Below are 24,898 nucleotides of genomic sequence, written 5' to 3' on the forward strand. Positions count from 1 at the left end.
ATCGACGCCGCCTTCGAGGAACTCGAGGATAGCTCGGCGCTCAGCCCGGGACAGCGGCTTAATCTGCGAAAGGTTGTCCACAAATAGGCGGTAGCCCTTCTCAGTCGGGATACGCCCGGACGATGCATGTTCCTGCTGGATATAGCCCTCGGCCTCCAGCACAGCCATGTCATTTCTAATGGTCGCCGAGGACACACCCAGATTGTGGCGCTCCACCAGAGCCTTCGAGCCGACCGGCTCCTGGGAAGCTACGTAATCCGAGACAATTGCCCGAAGAACTTCCTGCCTGCGCTTATCCGTCTGAGATGACATGCGGATAGTTTAACTAAGGATGTCAACGATTATTGCGTCGGCCAGCAAACGGCCGCGATTGGTGAGCTGAATCCGCTGACCACCATCGACGGAAACAAACTCCACCATGCCCGCTTCCGCTTGCCGACGTGCCTTGTCCAATTCATCCTCACCGAGCAGATTGGCATCAATGCCCTCCGCCAGGCGGAGGCCCAGCATAATCTTCTCGGTGTGTCGATCCTCGGCCGTTAGCCCTTCTGAATCCTTGATTGGCAACTCGCCGCCGGAAATGGTCGCCGCGTAGCGAGCCGGATGCTTGACGTTGTAAAACCTCGTGCCATCCAGGTGCGAATGTGCACCAGGCCCCGCACCCCACCAATTTCCATCGCGCCAGTAGAGCATGTTGTGGCGACACTGGCCACCCGGCTTCGCCCAGTTGGACACCTCATACCAGGAGAAACCGACTTGACTCAGTGCAGCATCGATGCGCTCGTAGCGGTCGGCGAGATCATCGTCGTCAGGCATCGGCAGCTCACCGCGACGAACCTTACGCGCCATCGCGGTACCTGGCTCGACAATCAGCGAGTACGCCGAAACATGATCAACCTCCGTGGCCAGGACTGCCTCCAACGTCGTATCGAGGTCAGCCATCGACTCCCCTGGCGTGCCATAGATAACGTCGAGGTTGATGTGTTCAAAACCGGCCGCGCGGGCCTCCGCCACCGCTGCCGCAGGACGCCCCGGCGTGTGCGTACGATCCAAAGTGGCCAGCACATGCGGCACAGCCGACTGCATGCCCAAGCTCACACGGGTAAACCCTGCCTCGGCCAGGCCTTCGAAGAACTCCGGAGAGGTCGACTCGGGATTCGACTCAGTGGTGACCTCGGCGTCGTCGGCAAGCCCAAAACTGTTGCGCACACCGTCGAGCAGACGACGAAGACCGCTCGCTCCCAACATCGACGGCGTACCACCGCCGACGAATACGGTGTCGGCGCCACGCGCGAGTTCAGGGTGCTTTACGACGGCCATCTCGAGCTCAGCCACGATGGCATCGAGGTAGTCTCCCTGCGTCTCGCCACTGCCCAGCTGACCTGGCGTGTACGTGTTGAAATCACAGTAGCCACAACGGGTGGCGCAGAATGGGACGTGTAAGTAGACACCGAAGGAATCGGTGTGTGCGGAGGCTTCGCTCACGCATGCTCCTTGGCTCGACGTTGCTTGACGCGGCGAACAATTTCATCAATGCGGGCGCGTTCCATCAGGAACTCCGGAGGCCTGCGGCCGCGCAGCGCATTTGCAACTGCCGGATGAGTCTCGGGAACAGCAACGCACCAGGCAGCGGCAGCAGACAGCGCACGGCGACCAGACTGCGCGTAAAGCTGCGGAAGCACCACACTACCGAGCTTTTCCACGCCTCGGATGTTTTCGGCGGAAACCCAGTCGGCGAGTTCCTCCAGGTAGGAGGCCACGGCATCGGAGCGAGCAATCATTGCCTGCGTGACCGTAGGGACTGCAACCGGATGCTTCAATGGCGCCGGGATGAGTGACAGCGACTGCACATCCGGTGACTTCGGTGCCGGATGCGGGTGTCGTCGCGGTGTCGAAGCAGAGGAAAGAGTACCGATGCGCCCCGAGCGAATGCCGGAGGTAAACGCTTGGCGTAGCCCATCAAGTTCACCAATCAGAGGGCGGCAGTCCTCAACGGCCTCGTCAACGATGTCAGCGAGCTCAAGGACACATTCGTCCACCAGCTCACGATCTACATCAGCAACCGCCTGAGCGAGGTGCTCGATGTGTTCGGCAACTTCGTCACCAATGTCGTAGAGCTCTTGGGTCACTTCGCGCAGGCGTAGCCGAGCATCGAAGTGGTTAATCATTGCCCGCCCTCCCACGACATCTTCGGCCTCGGTGACATCATTTTCGTTTCGTCTTTCGAACTTCGACGAATTTCGGCGAATGCCGGAAAATATCGGCGAACTTCGGCGTTCGAAAACTGAAAACTCCTTAAAAATTTCTAGCGCCCCTCACCTTAATGGGGTGAGGGGCGCTAGCGCGGTAACAACACGCTGCCGTTTTCTATCGACAGCGGCTTGACAGTGAATTAACGCTGGTAGAGAGCCTCAATGTCGCGCGAGTAGTTGTCCATGACAATGTTGCGCTTGACCTTCATCGTCGGGGTCAGCTCGCCGCTTTCCTCGGTGAAGTCCTTGTCCAGGATGTGGAACTTCTTAATAGCCTCTGCGTGAGAAACCAGCTCATTAGCGGAGTTGACGGCATCCTGAATCTCGGCGCGCAAAACTGCGCTGGAGGCAGCGAGTTCACGGATCGAGGTGTGCTCGGGGACGGAGTGCTCAATCTTCCACTTCTCCAGTGCCTCCTCATCGAGGGTGACCAACACGGAGACGAACGGACGACCATCGCCGATGACGACTGCCTGGGACACCAGCGGGTGCGCACGCATGCGGTCTTCCATCGGGCCCGGCGCGACATTCTTACCACCGGCGGTGACAATGAGGTCCTTCTTGCGGCCGGTGATCTTCAGGTGACCTTCTTCGGTCAGCTCACCGAGGTCGCCAGTCTTAAACCATTCGCCGTCGATGAAGGCATCCTTGGTTGCCTCCTCGTTCTTCCAGTAGCGGTCAAACACAACCGGACCGCGCAGCAGAACTTCGCCATCATCAGCGATAGCGGCGGAACAGCCACCAACTGGACGACCAACGGTGCCAATGATTTGCTCGCCCGGGTTGTTCACGGTGATGGCAGCCGTGGACTCGGTCAGACCGTAGCCTTCGTAGACAGGTACACCGAGACCGCGGAAGAAGTGCCCGAGGTCAGAGGACAGAGCCGAACCACCGGAGATGGTGTACTGAACGGCGTCACCCATAGCTGCGCGAATCTTCGAGAACAGCAGGCGATCGTAGAGCTGGCGACGCAGCTTCAAGACACGCGACGGACCTGCCGGAGTATCCAGCGCCTTGGAGTACTCGATGGCGGTGGCCTCAGCACGCTCGAACATGGCCAGACCGAATGCGCCCTTCTCCTTAGCGGAGGCGTAGGCGGAGTCACGAACCTTCTCGAACACGCGCGGCACACCGAGAATCAGGTGCGGACGAGAACGCTGGAACTCCAGGGTGACGGTCTTGGTATCAGCCCAGTGAGACTGGGTAGCACCAGCGATAATCGAAGCCAGGGACACTGCGTGAGCCAACACGTGCGCCAACGGCAGGAAGGTCAGAATGCGGTTACCCGGACGGGCAATCAGGCCAATCTCGTTGGTGAGGATGGCGCGGGCCTCCGCCAGCCAGTTGCTGTGCAGGAGCACGCAGCCCTTCGGACGGCCAGTGGTACCGGAGGTGTAAATCACGGTTGCCAGGTCGTCGGCCTTGGTGTCCTTGATGCGACGCTCGACCTCGTCGCCGTCAATGTCACGGCCTTCGTAGCTAATGGTGTCAGTAGCGGAAGCGTTAATCTCCAGCACACGACGCAGCTGAGACTCGCCCTCCGGGTTCTCGGCGCCTTTTTCGACCAGCAGCGGCTTCATGCGGTCGGTATGCTCACGCGACTCAGTAAATGCGAAAACAGCACCGGAGTTTTCAATAATCCAACGAATCTGGCCAGACGAAGAAGAGCCGTAAATCGGGACAACAGCGGCGCCCGCCATCCAGATAGCGGTATTGATCAGGTTCCACTCGTAGCGAGTCTCACTGAGCAGCGCTACGCGGTCGCCCGGCTGAACACCATTGGCGATTAGCCCCTTAGCGACCCCCTTTGCCTCGTCATAAAACTCCTGAGCGGTGACATTTACCCACTCAAAGTTCTTGGGGCGGGTGAAAAGCACCAGCTTCGGGCGCTTCTGCACCAGCTCCTGCAGCGAGGTAATAATCGTTTCGTCCTCGCCGATGACGTATTTCGCCTCGGTAGTATATTCACGCATCGAGTTACAAACCCCTACTTTCGGTAGTTCTGTCCGTCGTTGGTTTCGTTAGGAATCAACTTAGAACATCAAACCCTGCGCCGTTGTGATTTCACTAAATATTTCGATAACGAAGTGATTTGTCTTACTACTGGCAAAGTTTTTCTAAACTGGCATGATGGAAAGAGTGACACAGGCAGCTTCCAATCCTCCCCTTTCCTCTCCGCTCGCCGACCTCGCTAAAGATGTCGGAGTTGGGGTTTCCTACTACTCCACCGAGGGCCAACTTGTGCACGTCTCTCGTGAGACAGTGCTAAAAACTCTCGCTGCTCTCGACATCGATTTGGGCCCAAATCCGAGTGATGCCGAAATCAACGACGCCCGTCGTGAGTGGGCGGACACGCAGTGGTCTCGCCTTCTCCCACCCGTGGTAGTTACCCGCCAGGGCATCTTCCACCGAGTTCTGGTTCACGTACCACACGGCAGCAATGTCAGCGTGACTGTGAAACTGGAGGATGGCGCAGAATGGCCCTGCGCACAGGTGCACCACTTGGTTCCACCACGCCAGGTCGGCGATGTGTTGATGGGAGAAGCCGCCTTCGCAATTCCAGAGGATCTGCCACTTGGTTGGCACCGCTTGCGTGCAGTCAACGACGACAACGTCGCTGAGTGCGATGTGGCCGTAACCCCCAACCGTCTCGCTACTGCCGACAAGTACGTGCAGAATCCTGCGCATGGCGTCATGGCACAGCTGTACTCGGTACGCTCCAGCCGCAGCTGGGGTATCGGCGATTTCGCTACCCTCGGCGACTTGGCACAGGTCAGCGCTCAGCACGCGGGCTCTGATTTCGTCCTCATCAATCCGTTGCACGCCGCAGAACCGCTGCCTCCGGTAGAAGACTCACCGTACCTGCCCACCACGCGCCGCTATGTCAATCCGCTGTACGCACGGCCAGAGCTTATCGACGAGTTCGGGTACCTGGACAAGGACGAGGCCGATGAAGCCCGTGCGCTAGCGAACTCTTTCCACCAGCTCAATCACAGCCCTGATGAGATTGACCGCAACCCCATCTACGCTGCAAAGCTCAAGGTATTGCGGGCAATTCACAAGATTCCCCTGTCCAGCGCACGCCAGGCGGAATTTGACCGTTGGCTGGAGGCCGAGGGCCGTGGCATATACGACTACGCGTCGTGGTGCACCGAGCGCGAGCTCGCGGATCGCGCTGCTGCCCGCGATGCTGCCCGCGCTGCCACTTCCGATTCTGGTGCCGTAGCCGAGAACGATATCGAGTTGGTTCCACCGTTGGGCAACCACGCCAGTGTCGAATCTCTGCGGGAGGAAATCCTCCAGTTCCACCTCTGGGTGCAGTGGATTCTCGATCAGCAGCTCGGTCAGGCACAAGAGGCAGCCCTGGATGCGGGTATGCGCATCGGCATCATGGCCGACCTTGCCGTCGGCGTGCACCCCGGCGGTGCGGATGCCAAGAACCTTGCGGCTTGGCTCGCTCCTGCTATCTCTGTTGGCGCACCGCCAGACGGATTTAACCAGCGCGGCCAAGACTGGTCGCAGCCGCCGTGGAACCCGCACAAGCTAGCCGAGGCCGGCTATCGCCCGTGGCGCGACATGCTGCGCACAATCCTTCGCCACGCAGGTGGCATTCGTGTTGACCACGTGCTGGGTATGTTCCGCCTCTGGGTCATGCCGCGGATGGAGTCCCCCGTCAATGGCACCTACCTGTACTTCGACCACGAGGCCATGGTCGGCATTCTCGCACTTGAGGCCGAGCTTGCTGGGGCCGTCGTGGTAGGCGAAGACCTGGGCACTTTCGAGCCGTGGGTGCAGGACTACCTAGCTTCGCGGGGCATCATGGGCACCTCAATCGTGTGGTTTGAATCCGAAGGCGACCAGCCGAAACCACCGAGCGCTTACCGCAGCCTGTGCTTGTCCTCCGTCACCACGCACGATTTGCCGCCGACAGCAGGCTATCTCGCAGGCGAACACATCAAACTGCGGGAACGCCTGGGGCTATTGCTTTCCGACGTCGCGGAGGAAGACCGCCGGGACTTCGAGTGGATTCGAAAGGTTTTGGGCGCGGCCAAGGAAGCCGGATGTTTCGGTGACACGGCTGCGGCAGACATGGATGTTCAGTCCCTCACCCGCGATAATCTGCCACCAATTGACGCGCTGGTCACGGGTTTGCACCGCTTCCTCGACCAGACGCCATCCGCGCTGAAGTGCGAGGCGCTGGTGGACATGGTTGGCGACCGCCGCACTCAGAACCAGCCGGGCACGTCCCACGACCAGTACCCGAACTGGTGTATTCCGCTAACTGATGCCGAGGGCAAGGCCGTGCTTGTCGAGGACCTGCCTCGCTTCCCCGGATTCAAGCGTTAATTGGTTCGTGAGCGACTAATCCCTCATTTTTGCTGTTCACCGATCTTTCAGGTTATGTGCCCGGCACTAAAACCGAGGCTAAAACTGGAAATCGGTGACTGCACCAGCGATGAGGATAAGAAGAAGCAAAACGATTAGGGCAAGTAGGACCTTCGAGTGCCTCGACCGATGCATGCTAACTCAGCTCCCTACTGCGAAATATTTGCGAACTACCCAACTCTAGCCTGTTGGGCAAATTTCCTAATACTTTAAGACATACCTTAGGGCAGCGATAGCGACCCAATACTTAAAGGGGGCTTGTCCCAGCTCAATTCTTCGGGCCTCCCAGTGAGCTATCCGCGGGCCACTACCGCATCGGCTAGCTGTCGCTGCCCGCTCCTCGACACTCCTGCGAACGCTCCCGCCGGCGCACCGACCACTGCCACAGACGACCGCTGACGACATCGATTGCACCAACGAGAACGAAAGCAACAAACCCTCCGACTACCAGCAGAACTGCGCATAGCACGCTGACCTGCGCAAGCAGTGGCAATTGAATAAGCCACTGCCCTACCCTGTCGAATGCTTCAGCCATGAGTGTCAACCTACCCTGCCGGTGACCGGAATAACTAGTGGGCGGCCGTCGCGGCGCTCGTCGTAAAGCGTGAAGCTAGGCATCAGTGCCCGACAGCCCGCGGCGTTCGAGGAGCGGCTGGATGTCCTTGTCGCGACCTCGGAAGGCACGGTAGGCGGCCATAAAATCGATGGCACCACCACGGGAGAGAATCTCCTCGCGGAAGTGGCTGCCGCCGCCGATTGTGGAGCCGCCGTTGTCGGTGAACCAACCGAAACCGTCCGCGTCGAGAACCTCCGCCCACAGGTAGGAGTAATAGCCTGCCGAGTAACCGCCGGCGAAGATGTGGTTGAAGTAGCGGGAGCGGTAACGCGGAGCCAGGTGGGGAACGTCGAGGCCGAGTTCGGCGAGTGCTTCCGCTTCGAAAGCGTCAACATCAGTGACATGAGCTGCCTCCTCCTCAGTGAGGCTGTGCCAGGCGAGATCGATGGCGCACGCCGCGAGGTATTCAACCGTGGCGAATCCCTCACCAGCGGTGCGGGCCTTCTTCACCGACTCGACTAGCTCGGCCGGAATCGGCTCACCGGTACGAACGTGGACGGCGTAATTGGCCAGAATGGACGGCTCAAGCGCCCAGTTCTCGTTGATCTGAGAGGGGAATTCCACGAAGTCGCGCGGGACGTTAGTGCCCGAGAAGGTCGGGTACGTGACGTCGGAAAGCAGACCGTGGAGGGCATGCCCGAACTCGTGGAAAGCAGTGGTGACCTCGTCGAGTGTCAGCAGCACCGGGGTTCCCGGCTCGGTTTCGGCGATGTTCATCACGTTGACCACGACTGGCAGGCGCCCCAACAGACGGGACTGATCCCTAAACGAGCTCATCCACGCACCACCGCGCTTGGTCGGACGCGAGAAGTAGTCTGTGATAATCAGGCCGATGGTCTCGCCTCCGCCCTGGCGTACCTCCCACACGGTCGTGCCCGGCGCGTATCCCTGCAGTTCCTCGCGCTTGACTACCTCGATGCCGTAGAGCTTGCGGGCAGCGTAGAACACGCCGTCTTCGATGACACGGTGCAGCTCGAAGTAGTTCTTGAGTTCATCCGTGTCGACTGCGAATTCTTCCGCTTTACGACGGCGCTCCCAGTACGGCCAGTCAGCGCCAGTTACCGTCTCATCGCCAGCCAGATCAGCGACCCGCTTGTACTCACCTTCAGCATTGGCAATGGCAGCTGGCGCCAGGTCTGCAATGAGCTTCCGAGCAGCCTCTGCGGTGGTTGCCGTCTCCTTGGCAATGACGTAATCCGCATGCGTGTCGTAGCCGAGCAGCTTGGCACGGCGGGCACGCAAGCGCGCCATTTCCAGCACAATGTCGGAGTTGTCGAACTTGCCGGAGGCAGCACCCGAGCGCCCCAGCGAGGCTTCGTAGAGCTTGGCGCGAGTAGCCGGATTATCGAGGTCAGCCAGCTGTGCAGGAGTTGATGGTAGGTCCAGTGGAATCAGCCACGGCGCATCGGTGTCTGCCTTTTTCGCGTAGGCGGCGAAGGACGCAATGGCATCGTCGGAAAGCCCGGCGAGTTCTTCGCGGTCGTAGATTTCCACGGCGCGCGCAACGGTGTCCTTCAGCAGGTTTTCGCCGAAGGCGGTGGAAAGCTCAGAGAGGCGGGAATTGATGCGGCTAAGCTCGGTTTTGTCCTCGTCGCTGAGGTCCGCACCGGCGCGCTGGAAGTCCTCGCGGACCTTCTTCAGCAGCAGCTTCGCTTCTTCCGGGTTGGCGGCATCGTCAACGCTGTCAATGGCATTGATGCGCTGCCACAGGTCACTGCGCATGCGAATCTGATCCAGGTGTGCTGTGAGCTGCGGGGCAATCTCGGCTTCAATTTCCATGCGGACATCGGTGGCGTCCGTGCCGGCAACGTTGAAGAAATAAGCAGCGACGCGGTCCAGATCTTGGCCCGCCTTCTCCATTGCCTCGATGGTGTTAACAAAGGTCGGTGCCTCCGACGACGTGGCGATGGCGTCAATCTCGCGTGTATGGCTACGCATTGCTTCGCTAAACGCCTCGCGGACGTGGCTGTCATCGATTGCCGCAAAATCTGGCAATTCGCAGAACAATTCCGACGGTGTCAACAGTGGATTTCGTGCATCATTAGTCATAGTGAATTCAACTGTAGCGTGCTCGAAAACGCGAGCGCGACTACCACAGGCTCCCCGCCCTTCTGGCAGGACCAACAGTGACGAGGAGGCGTTTTCCGCCATGACAGAGACGACTATTTCCGCTCCCTGCGGGCAACTGACTGGCCGGATTCACGATGGCACAATACAAGTTTTCAATATCGATTACGCAGATGCTGCTCCGTTTGCCGCGTCGGCACCAGTGGCCGACGGCCCACAGTCAGGCACTCGGCGCTGTGAGCCCGAGCGCGAGTTAGTTCTCACCGTCACCGCACCGACTGGGCCCGCGGACGCTTCCTACCCCGTATTGCTGTGGATTCACGGTGGTAGCTACGAGTTTGGGCACCCCTCCGAGCCCTGGACGGACGCGACGGCTTTTGCACAGGCCGGCATCATCACCGTTTCGCTCGGATACCGCAAGGGACTGGAGGGATTCTGGCGCGACAGTCAAACAGAGACCTACCGGGCCATTGATGATCTGTATCTGGGGCTGCAGTGGGCCCGTCGGAACGCGCCTGCCTTCGGCGGCGATATCGACAACATCACTATCTCGGGGCAATCGGCGGGTGCGGCGCTGGCGCTCACCCTCGCGGCCGACGAACGCACGCGCGGTCAGATTCAGCGCACCATCGCCATGTCGCCGGCCTTCTCGCTGCTGTCCGGTTCGCGCCTCCGCCGCACGTTGGCGGGCATCGGTGTGGGACGTGCGCCGTCCACCGAGGTCTTTTCGCGAGCCGACGAACGCAGGGTCGCTCGGGCCCAGAAATTGGTTTCGGCATCCTCGCCTTCGGATCCGGCAATTGGGCCTCGCTTTGACAGCTTTGCTCCCACACTGCCCACGATGGTGACCGCCACCAGCGAAGAGTTCTTCTCAGAACCTCCGGTTGTGGCGATGGACAAGTTGCCCATGCGGGAGTGGATGGCTCGGCGCTATGCCAAGGGGCATCGCGGCCACGGCGAATTTCCGACCGGCGCCTATGCCGAGCGTCCGATGGGAAATGTCATTTCTGACTCCGCGATTCGTTCTTACGCTGTTAAAGTCGCCGAACGGTCCGTGGCCGCTGAGCTGGATGTGTGGGCGGCACAGTTCGAACCGGGAGAAGGGTTGGGCTACGCACCTGCTGGCCGCACCAGTGGTGCTCCGCACTGCATCGATATTGCACGCTTCTTCGGTATGAAAGAGCCTAACCATCCATTCCACCAAGTGGCGGTCGAATTCATCCGCGAGGGCACTTCGCACATGCCCCGCTACAACGACGACCGCAAGATAACCACCTTTGCTGGCGCTGACGCACAGGCAGTTGAGGGCATCGCCATCGATGCGTGGGCGGCTCCGCGCCAGCTCTTTGGCGCATAAAACGGGATTAGGCGCATGAGGCGGCTGAGGCTTGCCATTGGCCGCACCGATTAGCGCTGCTATTTAGCTCGGCAAAGTCTGCATGTACTGATAAATCTCTACGCAGACCAAAATGGTAATCAGCGTGATGAGTACTGCTATGAGTTTCCTGCGATCCATAACCACCGTTCTTACCGATACACCAGGCGAGAGGCAAGCTTTCCCTCTGTGTTTAACTGTCAACTATGGAGCCGCTTAATCTATTAATCCCCGAGAATTCTGCGCTGCAGCCGGTCGACCCCGCGCTGGCTAATGTGAAGCGAATCGCGCACGCCGCTCCCCTGCTAGTTATCACGATCGCAGCTGTCGTCGCCGCTGTGATGTGGTCTCCGTGGATGTGGTTAGGTGTCCTCGCCTGCGTGCTCTACTTCGCATATATCTACTGGCTCATCGGCCGCCGAGTTCGTGCCCACCGGTACCTCGAAGGGGACAACGACTTCATCGTTGCTTCCGGACGCTGGTGGCGCTCGATCACTGTCATTCCCTACGGACGGATTCAGTTCATCGACATCGATGAAGGACCCCTCCTTCGACTATTCGGGCTGGCAACACTGAAGCTCAACACAGCATCGGCGAGCTCGGATGCTGCCGTCCACGGTTTGCCACGCGAAGAAGCTCTCGCCCTGCGCACCCGTCTATCTCAGCGTGCTCATGACCGGATGGCGGGTCTCTAAATGAAGCATAGAGTTCATCCACTATCCCCGCTGCTCAAAAGCTTCGCCACAATCGCTGCGGTGATTGCATTCGCAGTTGCGAATCAGTGGCAATTGGCCGTTGCTGTCGTGACTCAGCTCTACGACTGGGCATGGCTCGGCCTGCTTATCGGTACCGGTGCGGTCGCCATAATTATCGGCCTGATTGCTCTGTTCTCGTGGTTGTCCTGGAGGTATACGTTCTACGAACTTACCGACGATGAGGTTCGCTACGGCTCCGGATGGCTACTGCGTTCTCGACGCGCGGCAAGGCTCGACCGCGTGCAGGCGGTCGATATCAACCAACCATTGTTGGCGCGCATTTTCGGGCTCGCGGAAATTGTCATTGAAACAGCTGGCGGCTCCGATTCACACTTCGCAATCAAATACCTCACTCCCCCGCAGTGCGAACGGTTCCGCGCCGACGTGTTGGGTGAGGTAGAAAAGCTGGACACCGAACTGGCGCATTCGCTTTACGACGGCGACAGCCCCGCCGCTGCTCAAGCCTCCAACGCCCACATGTCCTCCCGCATGTCCGACACGAAGACCATCTTTGGCCCTGTCGATGTCGGACGGTTGGTCGCATCCGTGGCCATTGGCCCCGGTCTTTTCGTAGGCATAGCCTTTGTCCTCCTCGCCGTTGTCTCTGCGCTGTTCACCGACTTCATCGTGGAAATCCTCAGCGGAGTAACCATCACTACTCTGATTGTGATTGGCAGTTTCGCGCTCGGCCTTTTCGGAGTACTAAATCAGTCGTGGGATTTCACGCTGAAGGTGTCGTCGGAAAGCAGACGTCTGGCAATTACCGCCGGACTGTTGTCGACACGCGCTCAAACCATTCCCATTGATCGCATTCATGGCTTTAAAGTGGCGCAACCGCTCTGGTGGCGCCCGTGGAAATGGTCCCGTGCGGATGTCTCGATGGCGGGCTATGGCCTGGACAGCACACAGTCGAACAACGCACTGGTGCCCGTGGCGCCGGCGGCGGAGACCGATACGATTGTCGATGATTTGATGACTGAGATTGCGGGACCGGCCTCTGGCGATGACCTGTTGTGCTCCTGGCAGACTCCACGCACGGCATGGTGGCTCAGCCCAATTGACTGGAAATTTCAAAAGGTGCAGGCCACGCGGCGGGGGCTGTTGGTGACCAAGGGTCGGTTCTGGCACACGCGGTTCATAGTCCCCTGGCAGCGTATTCAGGGGCATACGCTAACCATTTCTCCGCTGAAGAAAGCAGCGGGCGTGGCGAACGTGCGAATCGACATGGTGCCAGGAACTGTCACACCGGTGGCAACGGAGTTGGCGCTGGCTGATGCGTATCAACTCGCCGCGCTGATTCAGGAACACAAGGCTGTTTAAAAGGTGTTTCATGAGGTCTCCTAGGACAGCCGACTCGCGCGGTTTTGTGGGATCTCGCAGGAAAACTCCCTCTGCAGGCTAGCGGCATAGTCATTACGCTGGGATGCATGACTATCGCCAAGAAAGATTACGAGTGGTACCGCAGCGCGGTGTTCTATGAGGTGCTCGTCCGAGCCTTCTTTGACTCCGACAACAACGGCTCCGGCGACCTCAAAGGGCTGACGGAAAAGCTCGATTATCTGCAGTGGCTGGGCGTTGACTGCCTCTGGTTGCCGCCTTTCTACGACTCCCCGCTGCGCGACGGCGGTTACGATATCCGCGACTTCCGCGCCGTTCTCGACGAGTTTGGCACGGTCGAGGATTTCAAGGTGCTTCTCGACGAGGCCCATGCGCGCGGTATCCGCGTTATTACTGACCTGGTGATGAACCACACTTCCGATAGCCATGAGTGGTTCCAGCAGTCACGCACCGACCCAGACGGCCCCTACGGCGACTTTTATGTCTGGACCGATGACCCGGACACCTACTCGGGCGCACGCATTATTTTCGTGGATACCGAGGATTCCAACTGGACCTACGACCCGGTGCGTGGCCAGTACTACTGGCACCGGTTCTTCTCCCACCAGCCAGATCTGAATTACGACAATCCGGCGGTGCAGGAAGCAATGCTCGATGTGCTGCGCTTCTGGTCGGATCTCGGCATTGACGGCTTCCGCCTCGACGCTGTTCCTTATCTCTTCGAGCGCGAAGGTACTAACTGCGAGAATCTGCCCGAGACCCACGCTTTTCTGAAGCGCTGCCGCAAGGTCATGGATGAGGAATACCCGGGTCGCGTCCTGCTGGCGGAGGCCAACCAGTGGCCCTCCGATGTGGTGGAATACTTCGGCGACCCGGAGGTCGGTGGCGACGAATGCCACATGGCTTTCCACTTCCCGCTCATGCCACGCATTTTCATGGCGGTGCGCAAGCAGTCCCGCTTTCCCATCTCGGAGATCCTGGAGTCCACGCCAGAGATTCCCTCTTCGGCTCAGTGGGGTATTTTCCTGCGCAACCACGATGAGCTGACGTTGGAAATGGTCACCGATGCCGAGCGCGACTACATGTACGCCGAGTATGCGCACGATCCACGGATGAAGGCCAACATCGGCATTCGCCGTCGGCTAGCGCCATTGCTGCAAAATGACCGCACCCAACTCGAGCTTTTCAACGCCCTGTTGTTGTCCCTACCGGGTTCGCCGGTGCTCTACTACGGGGACGAAATTGGTATGGGCGACAACATATGGCTCGGCGACCGCGATGGCGTGCGCACCCCCATGCAGTGGTCGCCCGACCGCAATGCCGGGTTCTCCAAGGCTGACCCGGGTCGGCTCTACCTGCCCACTATTCAGGATGCGACCTACGGCTACCAGGCGGTCAATGTCGAAAACCAGGCGAGCTACTCCAACTCCCTGTTGAATTGGGTGCGTCGACTAATTCAGGTCCGCAAACGCTATGAGGCTTTTGGACTCGGTGATTTCCGCGAGTTAAACAGCGACACGGCCTCTGTTCTGACTTATTTGCGCACATTCGGCGACGAAGTACTGCTGTGCGTCAACAACCTGTCCTCCTATCCCGCGGCCGTCTCACTAGATCTGTCCGAGTTCGCCGGTGCCACACCGGTAGAGCTCACGGGTTCGGTACCCTTCCCCACAATTGGCTCCGATTCCTACCAAATCACGCTTCCTGGCCACGGTTTCTACTGGTTCGAAATCCAGCTTCCGCCGGAGACAAACGCCGAATCGAGCGTCTCAATGTCCGCGCTGACAATCCCGGTTGCACAGGCGATATCGGACGCGCCGGTGACGTCATCACGCGAGCACTCTGGCACCGCCACCGATGCCAATGCCGATGCCGTCACAAACGCCGATAATAGAGAGTGATCTTTTAAGTCCCGAAAGGCGAATGAACTGAAATGACTATTCCCACCGCCGATTTCATTGCCGAAGAGCTGGCAGACACACTGGTCAGGATCCGCTTTTTCGCTGACAAGGTCTCAGACATCGACCACGTCGAGATCCTCGCGCTTGACCCCGTACTGCGCGACAATCCCAACAGTCCCGATGTCGATATCGCATTGGTGAGAGTGCACACCGCCCATTCCGCACCGACCTATCAGCTGCCCATCGCTTGGGCGCAGGACGTCCCCGAGGGCCACGAGCAGTCCCTACTGGTTCGCGCCGAGGGCATCGTCGGCTACGACGCTCTGATCGATTCGGATGCCATCACGGCACTCGGCCAGAAGCTTTCCGACGAAGGCAAGCTCGGCCGCATGGAACTGCGGCGTGTGCCGGGCTCTGAGCAGCCCCGACCGGAATCCGGCCGCCCTATGGGAGTCGAACAGTCGAATACCTCGGTCATTTTCGACGACCGCGTGATGTGCAAGTTCTTCCGTCGCCTCTACCCCGGCACTAATGCCGATGTGGAGCTGCTGGCCGCACTGGCCCAGGCGGATTGCAAGTTCGTCCCTGAGCTCTACTCCTGGGTAGAGACCACTATTGGCGAGGACACCTACACCACCGCCATGCTGCAGGAATTCGCACCGAACTCGGTCGATGGCTGGGAGCTGGCTCTTGGCGCAGTCCGCGACGCCATCCGCGACAGTCAGACCCCGCTGGAAGATTTGGGCACCGACTTTACCTCCGAAGCCCGTGCGCTCGGCGAAGCAGTGGCCTCGGTGCACAGCAGCCTCGCCGCCGCTGTCGCGGTAAAGGAACGCCTGACCGGTGCGGAGTTGGTGGCTCCCCTGCGTGCTCGCCTGGACTTCGTCGCTGGTGTGGTGCCACAAATTGCGGAGGTCAAGGATAAAGCGCAGGCTATCTTCAATCGCGCAGAGGCTGCGGTACCGGAAGGTGGTGCCGTCGTCCAGCGAATCCACGGTGATCTGCACTTGGGGCAGGTATTGCGCACTCCAAGCTCATGGCGCTTGATTGACTTCGAAGGCGAGCCGTCGCGCCCGTGGGAGGAGCGCCGTCTGCCGGACCACCGCCTGCGCGATATCGCCGGCATGATTCGATCCTTCGATTATGCCGCTCACTATCCGCTGCTGACAGGACGTGAGGACACCGAGGCAGCGACCGAGCGTGTTGAGCAGTGGGCTCGCCGCAATATCGATGCCTTCCTGGAAGGCTATGGCGACAGCAGCGACCCGGTGCTGTTGGAAGCGTTTGTGCTGGATAAGGCCATCTATGAGTGCCTGTACGAAGCCCAGAACCGCCCCAACTGGCTGCCACTGCCGCTTGGTGCTGTGCGCTCGCTGTTAGGATAGGGCTTTTGTCGCAGTAATTTCATAGCGGGGAGTCATCATCCCGCAAGATAGAGGTCTTTCGTGCGTCTGCTCAGCAGAATTCTATCCACTACGCGAGTGCTCTGGCCTTTCTATATCGGGGTCATCATCTGTTCGCTGGCCACCGCCGCCGCGTCGTTGATTAGCCCTTTCCTCATCCGCGATGCCACCGATGCCATCGTCGGCGCGGTGTCCAGCGATGAAGGCTTGAGCCAAGCGGCGATGTCCAACACCACTCGCACCGTGATTTGGCTGGTCATCGGACTGCTGATTGCCGATCTGACGCAAACCATCGTGCATAACATCGGTGGTTACCTGGGTGATGTGATGACCGCGCGCATGCGCGAGATTCTGTCGACCCGTTACTATGCAAAACTGCTGTCTCTGCCGCAGCGCTATTTCGACAGCCAGGTCACGGGCACAATTATCGCCCGCTTGGAACGCTCGATTACCAATATCACGCAATTTCTCCAGGCGTTTTCCAACAACTTCTTCCCGATGTTGTTGACCGTCGGTGCAGTGCTGGCCATCACTGCTTGGTACTACTGGCCGCTGGCGGTGCTGCTGATTATCGTTTTCCCGGTCTACACCCTGCTCACCGCATTGACGTCGAGACGCTGGCAAAAGGTTGAAGCCAAGAAAAACGAACAAATCGATATCGCCGGTGGCCGTTTTGCCGAGGTCATCGGCCAGGTCAAGGTTGTTCGATCCTTCACCGCGGAGCTGCGCGAGATTGCTTTCTTTGGTTCCCGTTTCCGCCGCACCATCTCCCTGACCCACGAGCAGTCAACGTGGTGGCACCGCATGGATGCCCTGCGCGGCGGCATTTTGAACGTCATCTTCGCAGGTATCTACCTGCTGCTTTTCCTTCGCACCTTGTCGGGTGAGTTCTCCATCGGCACCATGGTCATGCTCATTCAGCTGATTAATATGGCGCGCCAACCGGTGACCATGATGAGCTTCTTGGTCGACGCTGCCCAGCGCGCAGTCGCCGGTTCCCGAGACTACTTCAAGGTTATGGAACTCACCCCAGAGGCCCGCACGCAGCCGGAGCTGCTCAGTGCAGCGACCGCGAATAACGGCAACGTCGATCCCACCGCTGAAGGTTCCACCTCAGCCAACGTCGCCAGCGACAGTGCCTACCGCTCCTCCCTGGAACGCGCAGCCGAGCAGGAGGCTATAGACGCTCCCGTCGTCGACTTCGATGCAGTGGACTTCGCCTACGAAGAGGACAAGCCGGTGCTCTCCAACGTCAGCTTCCAGGCGTACTCAGGTCAAAAAATCGCCTTGGTCGGCGAATCGGGTGGCGGCAAGTCCACCATCGTCAACCTGCTGCTCGGCTTTTATGCCCCGACCGCAGGCCACTTGCGCGTTCTGAGGTCGGATGTCTCCGAGGTTTCCGGTTCCACTCTGCGCGCCGACTCTGCCGTCGTGTTCCAGGACTCCTCGCTGTTCTCCGGCACGATTCGGGAGAACATCGCCTACGGCAAACCCAACGCTACCGATGAGGAAGTCATCGCTGCGGCCAAAAAGGCCAATGCCGACGACTTCATTCGCAGCTTCGCCGACGGCTACGACACCACTATTGGTGAGCGAGGGTTGAAGCTCTCGGGTGGCCAGAAGCAGCGCATCGCTATTGCGCGCGCAATTTTGAAGGATGCTCCCCTGCTCATCCTGGACGAGGCCACTTCAGCGCTGGACACCAAGGCAGAACGCGAAGTTCAGCGTGGCTTGGACAAGCTGATGGAGGGGCGCACCACGGTTATCATCGCCCACCGCCTGTCCACGATTTCCGATGTGGACACCATCGTTACGCTGCGTGACGGTCACGCCGACGAGGTGGGCGCCCCCGCCGAATTGGCACAGACTGACGGCATCTACGCCGAGCTGCTGCGCCTGACGGCCTCGGCTTCTGCGGCGGATCGTCTGCGCCTGAAGAGCTACGGAATCAAGGGGTAACGCGACGTCGTCAAGCATGCGGAAAAGCTTGACGACGAGAACCCCCTTGCGCTCTTTTACGGACGGGGAACGATGTAGCGGCCAGCGCCTGGAACGACTTCCACCGTAACTGGCATCGGGAACATGAGGTCACCGTCAGCGTAGGCATTCATCTGGCGTGGCGGGCCAATATATTCCACGTAAGCCTTCTTAGCGCGATAGGTACTGACCTCACCGATTTTTTCAACGGTGCCGTCAAATACGGACTTGAAAGCAAGGGCGGCCTTGATCCGTCCGGCCTTGCCAATGACGGTGATGTCCATCAGGCCATCGGAGTGGTCTGCAGACGGGCAAATCTTCATACCACCGCCGTAAGAACGGGTGTTGCCGAAAGCGGCCAGCGTGATGGGATCTTCGAGAACCCGATGGTCGTCAAGCGTGATGCGAAATGGCAGGGAGTGGAAAGCCAAGAATTCGCGGACGATGGCCAGGTTGTAGCGGTTGCGGCCGTGTGGCCAGGTCATCTGATTGACGCGGTCGGAGACAATGGAGTCGAAGCCGGCACACATGATAGTGCCGAACCAGCGCCGGTCCCCTGTTGCGCTCGTAATGCGGCCGAGGTCAGTGGTTGTCCAGAAACCGTCGGCGATAACATGAGCAGCATCGCGAGCATTGCCACGCGGCAGATTGTATTCACGGCCGTGGTCGTTTCCGGTGCCAGCGGGGATAATACCGAGGGGGATGCCGGTCTGTGCCTGTTCCTGCAGCGCGAGGTTAATCATGCCGTCGCCACCGCAAACTGCCAAGGCATCGATTCGGCCGTCGGCGATGACCTCACGAATGAGCTTGCGGGCATCGTCGGGGTTAGCACCTTGTAGAGCGATGACGTCGATACCGCGATCCGCGAACACTCGACTTGCCCGAGCTGAGGCAATCTGCGAGGCGCCATGACCGGCGTGGGGGTTAGTGACCAGAGCGAGGGTACGAATCTTAGTTGTTCCCAGCGGGTAACTGAGATCTTTGTCGTTAGCGTTCATCGAAGAATTACCTACTTTTACGTGGGCTTTTGACCGGCCGAAACTGGCCTTTATGCGGTTTTGCTACCGCACCTAACTAAAGCCTACCAAGAATGATTGACATTTTTCGAGAAAACGTAACGCAATACCGCTATAATACAAAGATGTAAAGATGTGCTTCTGCACAAGTTACACATAATTCCGCAGTTCAGGCTCTCAGCACCGATGCCCAAGGAGAAGCTCAGGATGTCTAACAAGCTCACGATTCCGTACCGCATGCGCTGGTGGGGCTGGGGTGTTGACGGCAACGACAAGCCAATCACCGCGGCCAGCGAGAAGCTCCTGCAGCGCGAAATCGGCATGTCATTGGACGCAAACAACCCGCCGCGCAATATCGCCGATGTCACCATCTCCGATAGTCGCCTCAGCAACGAGGATGTCGAGGCCCTGGGGGCTATTATCGGCGCGGATGCCGTCGCCACCGACCATGACACCCGTGTCAAGCACGCGGTCGGCCGCTCCTACCCCGACCTGGTTCGCCTTCGCGCAGCCAAGCTCGATGTCGCCCCAGATGCTGTTGTACTACCGAAAACTGAAAAGCATATCGAGGACCTGTTCAAGGTCTGCGCTGAGCGCAAGATTGCAGTCGTCCCCTTCGGCGGCGGCACCTCGGTCGTCGGCGGCGTGGAGGCTATTGACGGAGGCATGGGTAAGGCCATCGCAGTGTCCATGACCGCCTTTAACAAGATCATCGACATTGACAAGGTCGCTGGCACCGTCACCGCCCAGACCGGCGTTTTCGGCCCCGACCTGGAAAAGGAGCTGTCCAAGGCCGGCTTCACCGCTGGTCACTTCCCGCAGTCCTTCGAGTACTCCACTGTCGGCGGTTGGGTTTCCTGCCGCTCCGCAGGCCAGGAATCCTCTGGTTACGGTCGCATCGACCGCAATGTGATTGGCATGCGCGTCGTCACGCCAGCCGGCACCATGGAGTTCCGCGACATGCCGTCGTCGGCATCCGGCCCAAACCCGCGTGAGCTTTTCCTGGGGTCGGAGGGCACCCTGGGCATCATCACGCATGTGACGATTGCCCTAAATCAGCGTCCGCAAAAGGAGATGCTCTTCGACACCTACTTCTTCAACTCCTTTGAGGAAGCCGCCGAAGAGCTGCGCAAGTTGGAGCAGAGCGGAAATATCCCGCACCTAGCGCGCATCTCCGACGAGAAGGAAACGCTGTTTGGCCTCACTCAGCTGGGCTCCGCCAGCATGTCCGAGAAGGTCACAAAGTACCTGAAGCTGCGTGGCATCGATACCCCGTGCATGGTGATTTTTGGCTTCGCCCAGACTGATCCGGTCGGCGCCCGCGTCACCCGTGAGCGCCTGGCCGGTCGCCTGCTGACCAAGAAGTGCGTCCGCATGGGCTCCATTCCGGGCATGGCTTGGGTTAACCACCGCTTCTCCTCGCCGTACCTGCGCGATGTCATGATGACCCGCCGCGTCGGTGTCGACACCCTGGAGACCGCCACCACCTGGGATAACGCCGCTACACTGCGCCGCGAAATCGCCTCCGCAATGGAAACCGCTGGCGAGAAGCACGGCACCCCGGTGTACGTCTTCTGCCACATCTCGCACATGTACGAATCCGGCTGCTCGCTGTACTTCACGTACTTCTTCCGCGAGACCGAGGGCGAGATTCTCCAGCAGTGGATGGACATCAAGTCCGCGGCATCAGAGGCCATAATGAAATTCGGCGGCACCATCACGCACCACCACGGCATTGGCCAGGATCACAGCCCGCAGTACTACGAGGAGAACACCGAATTGTTCGCCAAGGTCATGCGCGCAATTAAGGACGAACTCGACCCCGCTGGCATCCTCAACCCGGGCAAGTTGGCTACCGGCCCGCGCTCCTTGGAAGAGCGTTACGACGGCAACATGATCTAACCCTGTCGCCGCCAGCTTCGGCCCAACCGCTATTTGCTGCTGAACACGGCAAACCCGGCCTGTCTAGCCGCCAGCCTCGGTTAGCGAGCTAGACTGACCAGTTCACTGGCGTAGATTTCTGGCGACGTTGGGCCGTCATAAATAAACAGTGAAACGTAATCGTCAAGGGTAAAAGATTCGAGTGCTGCGGTCATTGTCGCTGTCGCTTCTTCCTAGAATTCCAAGCGAGAATGCTCGGATGGTGGGATGGGTCGGCTCAATCGGTGCGATTTCGTCCGTGCGACCGCAAACAGTGTGGCGTTTTACATGCCTAAGCGCGTCTTTTTAGTTACGACCTGTCTGGGGTGGCACGGACTGGAGACAGCAGCAACACATCTGCAGCGATGGTGCAATAGCGGCGAAAGCTCGGTTCATGGACTCAGAGCGGTTGGACGCTGGGTGCATAGCCATCGAGGTGTCTCCTTCCTTGTGATCCCCGGGAAATGATTCGCAACTAAGAAAGATTTCTTGAATCAATATCCGTGCCGGTCGTTGATAATGAACAACTTAGTCTATTTCTAATTGCCTTGCAATGGGTTACGCCCGAAATAGTTCACGCTCACTACGCACTCCACAACTTCATCACGTACGCCAGATCGTTTCATCACTATTACCGTCTTCGGGAAAGTCGAGGAAGAAAGACTATGACTGCCACGCACGCTCCTCAGCGCGATCGCTCGGCTGCGGTTTTGAACAAGGCTCGTCGGCAAGCGGACTTGAATCGTCTGCGCGAAGAAACCGCTAAGGGCGCGATCCCCGATCTGCTGGTCATCGGCGCCGGTATCACTGGTGTCGGCATCGCTTTAGATGCAGCATCGAGGGGTTTGAATACCGTTCTCGTCGAATCGAAGGATCTAGCTTTCGGTACCTCTCGTTGGTCGTCGAAGCTCGCCCACGGCGGCCTGCGCTACCTTGCCAGCGGCAATGTCGGTATCGCTCGCCGCTCAGCTATTGAACGTGGTGCGCTGCTCGACGTCACCGCTCCGCACCTGGTGCATAACCTGCCGCAGGTCGTACCGGTGATGGATAAGTTTGCACCGCTGACCCGAATTTTGCCACGGTTAGGCTTTTTGGCCGGTGACTTTTTGCGCATTATCGCTGGTACCTCCGCCACTACCCTGCCGCTGTCCCGCACTGTCGGTTCCCGCCGAGTCAGCCAGCTTTCGCCGACCGTACGTAAGCGCGAGGTGAGATTCGGCTACGTCAACTACGACGGTCAGCTGCGTGACGACGCACGCTTGGTCACCGCTATCGCTCGAACTGCCGCTAGCTACGGTGCAACTATTCTGACCCGGGTGCGCTGCGAGACTGCCTCTGGCACGAGCGCCACACTAATCGACGAGCTCACTGGCGATTCCTTCGAGCTGCCTGCTCACGCTGTGGTCAATGCCACTGGTGTGTGGGCAGCCGAACTGGCGACGAACATCAAGATTCGCCCATCTCGCGGCACACACCTGGTTCTCGACGCCGCGAAGCTAGGCAACCCTACCGGCTCTCTCACGGTACCGGTGCCCGGTCACACCAACCGTTTCTGTTTTGTCCTGCCCGCAGAGCACAACCGCGTCTACATCGGCCTGACAGATGAGGATGCACCGGGCTCGATCCCGGATATTCCGGAAGTACCGGAGGATGACATCGTTTTTCTGCTCGATGTCATCAACCAGGCACTCGAGGTTCCGCTCACTCGCGGCGATGTCATCGGCGCTTTCGCCGGCCTGCGTCCACTTATCGACGCCGGCGAGGCACACACCGCTGACCTCTCTCGCGAACACGCCTTGTTGGAGGCCCCGAACGGCCTGATTTCCATTACTGGTGGCAAACTCACCGAGTACCGTCTTATGGCTGAGCAAACCGTGGATAAGGTCGAAGAGAAGCTCGGTGTTTGGCTTGCCCCGTGCTCTACCCGCACGATCCCTGTGCTGGGCTCCGAGCCGGAGGAGCTCGACCGCGCTCGCACCGCTGCCGCTGCAGGCCGTATCCCGATGCCGCTGTTTAATCGCTACGGTGCCGAATCCTTCGAGGTCATCGAATCCTGTCCGCTCGACCGACCGCTCGCCCCGGTAGCGGAGGGTCTCGATGTCACCCGCGCCGAGTTCGCCTGGCATGTGACGCACGAGGGAGCTCTCAGTGTCGACGATATTCTCGATCGCCGCACACGTCTGGGGCTGGTCAAGGCTGATCGCGAAGCTGCCCTGCCAGCTGCTGAGGAGGCACTGAGGCTGACCTAGCGCTGGTCATTGCTGTGGCTGCTTCTGATGTGGCCGTAGCTACTGGATAAAACGGGGAGTCTTCGGACTTCCCGTTTTTTCTGTATACACGGAAACTATGAGTGTAAATAACGCTGTCACATTCCCCTCCCTCGATAAACTCCGCTCCCGCGGGACAGTCAAATGGACCGCATATTCCCCGGACGTGCTGCCACTGTGGGTCGCCGAATCCGATGCCACAACCTGCCCTGCGGTCAGCGCCGCAATCGACGAGGCGTGTCAGCGCGAACAGTTCGGATACCTCTCGCAAGACATCACCGCGCTTACGACCGCAACCGCGGACTTTTCCGCAGCACGCTACGGATGGCGCCCGAACCCCGACAATATCTTTGCAGTCGCCGACGTCGTCCGCGGTGTCACGCTCGCGGTTGAACGCTTCACCCGCCCCGATTCTGCAATTGTCGTCCCCACTCCTGCCTATATGCCGTTCTTCCAGGTAGGTCCCGCGCTGGGACGCGAGACAGTGTGCATTCCCACGCTTGCCGACGGCCCAGATCTCAGCGCCCTCGAACGCGCCTTCGCCGACGGTGCCGGTTGCCTAATCTTGTGTAACCCGAATAACCCTCTCGGCTTTACCTACTCCCCCGAAAAACTGCGTGAGATTACCGATTTAGCCGCTCGCTTTGGTGCACGAGTTATCTCAGACGAGATTCACGGCCCAGTAGTTCTAAATGGCACTCACACTCCAACCGCGTCGGTGTCGGATACCGCGGCGGCCGTGACTATCACAGTGACTGCTACCTCGAAGGGCTGGAATACCGCTGGCCTCAAGTGTGCGCAGATTATCTTTAACGACGAAGATGCCAAAACCTGGCTTGAGCTGCCCTTCATTGTGCGCGAAGGCGCCTCTATTCTTGGTGTCGCCGCTGCCACCGCCGCCTACCGCGATGGTGTGCCCTGGTTGGACAACTTTATCAATGTCCTGCGCACCAACCGTGAGACTCTGCGAACACGTTTGTCCACTATTGCGCCGCAGGCTCGCTTTACCCCGCCGCAGGCATCATTCTTGGCGTGGTTGGACTTGGGTGACGTGCCTGGTGTTGACAGTGATGACCCAGCTGCGTGGTTGGTTGAAAACGCCAAAATAGCACTAAACCCCGGCTTCGCATTCGGCGAAGGCGGGGCTGGGCATGTGCGGCTTAACTTTGCGACCTCCCCGGAAATCCTCAGTGAGGCCCTGGACCGTCTCGACGCGGCCCTGCGCTTGTAGTTGACGTTTTAGTTGGTGACAGTGACGCTGCCATCGGCGTTGACAACAACGTTGGCGGCCAGAGCGCGAGCCAGGTTCATGCGAACGTGCTGCCCCTCACCGTCGGTGCGGTCGAGCGGGTAACCGGATGGGATTGCAGTCTGAGCAAGGATGGAGTTGCGCTGTTCCTCAGTCAACTGCGGGAAGCGAGTCTCCAGCAACCCTGCGTAACGCTTCGGAACAACAACTGGCTCATTAGCCGGGCCAACCTGCTTGAAGTCGTAGGTCATGCGCTCGGTGTACTGCTGAACGGCAGCTGCGGTGCTCATGTACGGGGTGTCCTTGGCAACGCAGTTGGCGATGGTGTCGCCACAGCGGTACTCGAGCTCCGTACGCAGCTCATCCATTGCTTCTT

General features: G+C 59.3%; 17 protein-coding genes and 1 pseudogene. 10 read left to right on the forward strand and 8 right to left on the reverse strand.

The window, feature by feature from the left end:
- The 4 genes from HMPREF3011_RS02770 to HMPREF3011_RS02785 all read right to left on the reverse strand — a co-directional run.
- On the reverse strand, window positions 1-312 hold a 312-nt coding region (locus tag HMPREF3011_RS02770; protein WP_141764746.1), incomplete at its 3' end, for a DeoR family transcriptional regulator.
- Between the two features lie 9 nt (window positions 313-321).
- Window positions 322-1,485, reverse strand: a complete 1,164-nt coding sequence (hemW, locus tag HMPREF3011_RS02775) for a radical SAM family heme chaperone HemW (RefSeq protein ID WP_038626044.1) — start codon at window positions 1,483-1,485, stop codon at window positions 322-324.
- Window positions 1,482-2,168, reverse strand: a complete 687-nt coding sequence (locus HMPREF3011_RS02780) for a hypothetical protein (RefSeq protein ID WP_016423121.1) — start codon at window positions 2,166-2,168, stop codon at window positions 1,482-1,484. The genes hemW and HMPREF3011_RS02780 overlap by 4 nt, the downstream gene beginning before the upstream one ends.
- Before the next feature lie 224 nt (window positions 2,169-2,392).
- Entirely contained in the window at window positions 2,393-4,225 is a 1,833-nt protein-coding gene (locus HMPREF3011_RS02785) for an AMP-dependent synthetase/ligase (RefSeq protein ID WP_038626047.1), read from the reverse strand.
- Between the two features lie 154 nt (window positions 4,226-4,379).
- Here HMPREF3011_RS02785 and malQ point away from each other — a divergent pair, with 154 nt between their 5' ends.
- Window positions 4,380-6,599 (forward strand): 4-alpha-glucanotransferase, encoded by a 2,220-nt coding sequence (malQ, locus tag HMPREF3011_RS02790; protein ID WP_038626049.1) that lies wholly within the window; start codon window positions 4,380-4,382, stop codon window positions 6,597-6,599.
- A gap of 358 nt (window positions 6,600-6,957) precedes the next feature.
- Here the strand turns inward: malQ and HMPREF3011_RS02795 are convergent, their stop codons facing one another.
- Entirely contained in the window at window positions 6,958-7,173 is a 216-nt protein-coding gene (locus tag HMPREF3011_RS02795; RefSeq protein ID WP_038626051.1) for a hypothetical protein, read from the reverse strand.
- 75 nt (window positions 7,174-7,248) lie between these two features.
- A complete protein-coding gene (locus tag HMPREF3011_RS02800; protein ID WP_070841175.1) occupies window positions 7,249-9,303 on the reverse strand; it encodes a M3 family metallopeptidase in 2,055 nt (684 codons plus the stop codon).
- A gap of 100 nt (window positions 9,304-9,403) precedes the next feature.
- On the opposite strand from HMPREF3011_RS02800, the gene HMPREF3011_RS02805 reads away from it, so the two are divergent.
- From HMPREF3011_RS02805 to HMPREF3011_RS02830, 6 genes are all read left to right on the forward strand, one after another.
- Complete coding sequence (locus HMPREF3011_RS02805) at window positions 9,404-10,678, forward strand: carboxylesterase family protein (RefSeq protein ID WP_038626053.1); 1,275 nt, start codon at window positions 9,404-9,406, stop codon at window positions 10,676-10,678.
- 224 nt (window positions 10,679-10,902) lie between these two features.
- A complete protein-coding gene (locus tag HMPREF3011_RS02810; protein ID WP_038626055.1) occupies window positions 10,903-11,391 on the forward strand; it encodes a PH domain-containing protein in 489 nt (162 codons plus the stop codon).
- Window positions 11,392-12,771, forward strand: a complete 1,380-nt coding sequence (locus tag HMPREF3011_RS02815) for a PH domain-containing protein (protein ID WP_083327057.1) — start codon at window positions 11,392-11,394, stop codon at window positions 12,769-12,771.
- 107 nt (window positions 12,772-12,878) lie between these two features.
- Window positions 12,879-14,690, forward strand: a complete 1,812-nt coding sequence (gene treS, locus HMPREF3011_RS02820; RefSeq protein ID WP_038626060.1) for a maltose alpha-D-glucosyltransferase — start codon at window positions 12,879-12,881, stop codon at window positions 14,688-14,690.
- Between the two features lie 32 nt (window positions 14,691-14,722).
- The gene (locus HMPREF3011_RS02825; RefSeq protein WP_070841116.1) at window positions 14,723-16,075 is read left to right on the forward strand and encodes a maltokinase N-terminal cap-like domain-containing protein; all 1,353 of its coding nucleotides are present in this window, start codon (window positions 14,723-14,725) and stop codon (window positions 16,073-16,075) included.
- Between the two features lie 60 nt (window positions 16,076-16,135).
- Window positions 16,136-18,052 (forward strand): ABC transporter ATP-binding protein, encoded by a 1,917-nt coding sequence (locus HMPREF3011_RS02830; protein WP_070841117.1) that lies wholly within the window; start codon window positions 16,136-16,138, stop codon window positions 18,050-18,052.
- Between the two features lie 56 nt (window positions 18,053-18,108).
- Here the strand turns inward: HMPREF3011_RS02830 and HMPREF3011_RS02835 are convergent, their stop codons facing one another.
- The gene (locus HMPREF3011_RS02835) at window positions 18,109-19,068 is read right to left on the reverse strand and encodes a diacylglycerol kinase (protein WP_038626066.1); all 960 of its coding nucleotides are present in this window, start codon (window positions 19,066-19,068) and stop codon (window positions 18,109-18,111) included.
- Between the two features lie 225 nt (window positions 19,069-19,293).
- On the opposite strand from HMPREF3011_RS02835, the gene HMPREF3011_RS02840 reads away from it, so the two are divergent.
- The 3 genes from HMPREF3011_RS02840 to HMPREF3011_RS02850 all read left to right on the forward strand — a co-directional run bounded on the left by HMPREF3011_RS02840 (window position 19,294) and on the right by HMPREF3011_RS02850 (window position 24,504).
- Complete coding sequence (locus HMPREF3011_RS02840; protein ID WP_049181307.1) at window positions 19,294-20,988, forward strand: FAD-binding oxidoreductase; 1,695 nt, start codon at window positions 19,294-19,296, stop codon at window positions 20,986-20,988.
- 683 nt (window positions 20,989-21,671) lie between these two features.
- On the forward strand, window positions 21,672-23,255 hold the full coding sequence (locus tag HMPREF3011_RS02845) for a glycerol-3-phosphate dehydrogenase/oxidase (RefSeq protein WP_070841118.1): 1,584 nt from the start codon (window positions 21,672-21,674) through the stop codon (window positions 23,253-23,255).
- A 97-nt stretch (window positions 23,256-23,352) separates the two neighbouring features.
- Window positions 23,353-24,504 (forward strand): MalY/PatB family protein, encoded by a 1,152-nt coding sequence (locus tag HMPREF3011_RS02850; RefSeq protein ID WP_038626070.1) that lies wholly within the window; start codon window positions 23,353-23,355, stop codon window positions 24,502-24,504.
- An 8-nt stretch (window positions 24,505-24,512) separates the two neighbouring features.
- Here HMPREF3011_RS02850 and HMPREF3011_RS02855 read toward each other — a convergent pair.
- Window positions 24,513-24,898: pseudogene (locus tag HMPREF3011_RS02855) on the reverse strand (acid phosphatase); the annotation flags it as partial.

This window comes from Corynebacterium sp. HMSC074C04 (assembly GCF_001838295.1).
In the GTDB taxonomy this organism is placed as follows: domain Bacteria; phylum Actinomycetota; class Actinomycetes; order Mycobacteriales; family Mycobacteriaceae; genus Corynebacterium; species Corynebacterium amycolatum.

What these genes read in the sequence shown, in the direction of transcription:
- malQ (WP_038626049.1), top strand. Translation starts at nt 4,380, where the DNA reads ATGATGGAAAGAGTGACACAGGCAGCTTCCAATCCTCCCCTTTCCTCT.
- HMPREF3011_RS02845 (WP_070841118.1), top strand. Translation starts at nt 21,672, where the DNA reads ATGACTGCCACGCACGCTCCTCAGCGCGATCGCTCGGCTGCGGTTTTG.
- HMPREF3011_RS02810 (WP_038626055.1), top strand. Translation starts at nt 10,903, where the DNA reads ATGGAGCCGCTTAATCTATTAATCCCCGAGAATTCTGCGCTGCAGCCG.
- HMPREF3011_RS02805 (WP_038626053.1), top strand. Translation starts at nt 9,404, where the DNA reads ATGACAGAGACGACTATTTCCGCTCCCTGCGGGCAACTGACTGGCCGG.
- HMPREF3011_RS02815 (WP_083327057.1), top strand. Translation starts at nt 11,392, where the DNA reads ATGAAGCATAGAGTTCATCCACTATCCCCGCTGCTCAAAAGCTTCGCC.
- HMPREF3011_RS02850 (WP_038626070.1), top strand. Translation starts at nt 23,353, where the DNA reads ATGAGTGTAAATAACGCTGTCACATTCCCCTCCCTCGATAAACTCCGC.
- HMPREF3011_RS02795 (WP_038626051.1), bottom strand. Translation starts at nt 7,173, where the DNA reads ATGGCTGAAGCATTCGACAGGGTAGGGCAGTGGCTTATTCAATTGCCA.
- HMPREF3011_RS02780 (WP_016423121.1), bottom strand. Translation starts at nt 2,168, where the DNA reads ATGATTAACCACTTCGATGCTCGGCTACGCCTGCGCGAAGTGACCCAA.
- HMPREF3011_RS02835 (WP_038626066.1), bottom strand. Translation starts at nt 19,068, where the DNA reads ATGAACGCTAACGACAAAGATCTCAGTTACCCGCTGGGAACAACTAAG.
- treS (WP_038626060.1), top strand. Translation starts at nt 12,879, where the DNA reads ATGACTATCGCCAAGAAAGATTACGAGTGGTACCGCAGCGCGGTGTTC.
- HMPREF3011_RS02825 (WP_070841116.1), top strand. Translation starts at nt 14,723, where the DNA reads ATGACTATTCCCACCGCCGATTTCATTGCCGAAGAGCTGGCAGACACA.
- HMPREF3011_RS02840 (WP_049181307.1), top strand. Translation starts at nt 19,294, where the DNA reads ATGTCTAACAAGCTCACGATTCCGTACCGCATGCGCTGGTGGGGCTGG.
- HMPREF3011_RS02785 (WP_038626047.1), bottom strand. Translation starts at nt 4,225, where the DNA reads ATGCGTGAATATACTACCGAGGCGAAATACGTCATCGGCGAGGACGAA.
- HMPREF3011_RS02800 (WP_070841175.1), bottom strand. Translation starts at nt 9,303, where the DNA reads ATGACTAATGATGCACGAAATCCACTGTTGACACCGTCGGAATTGTTC.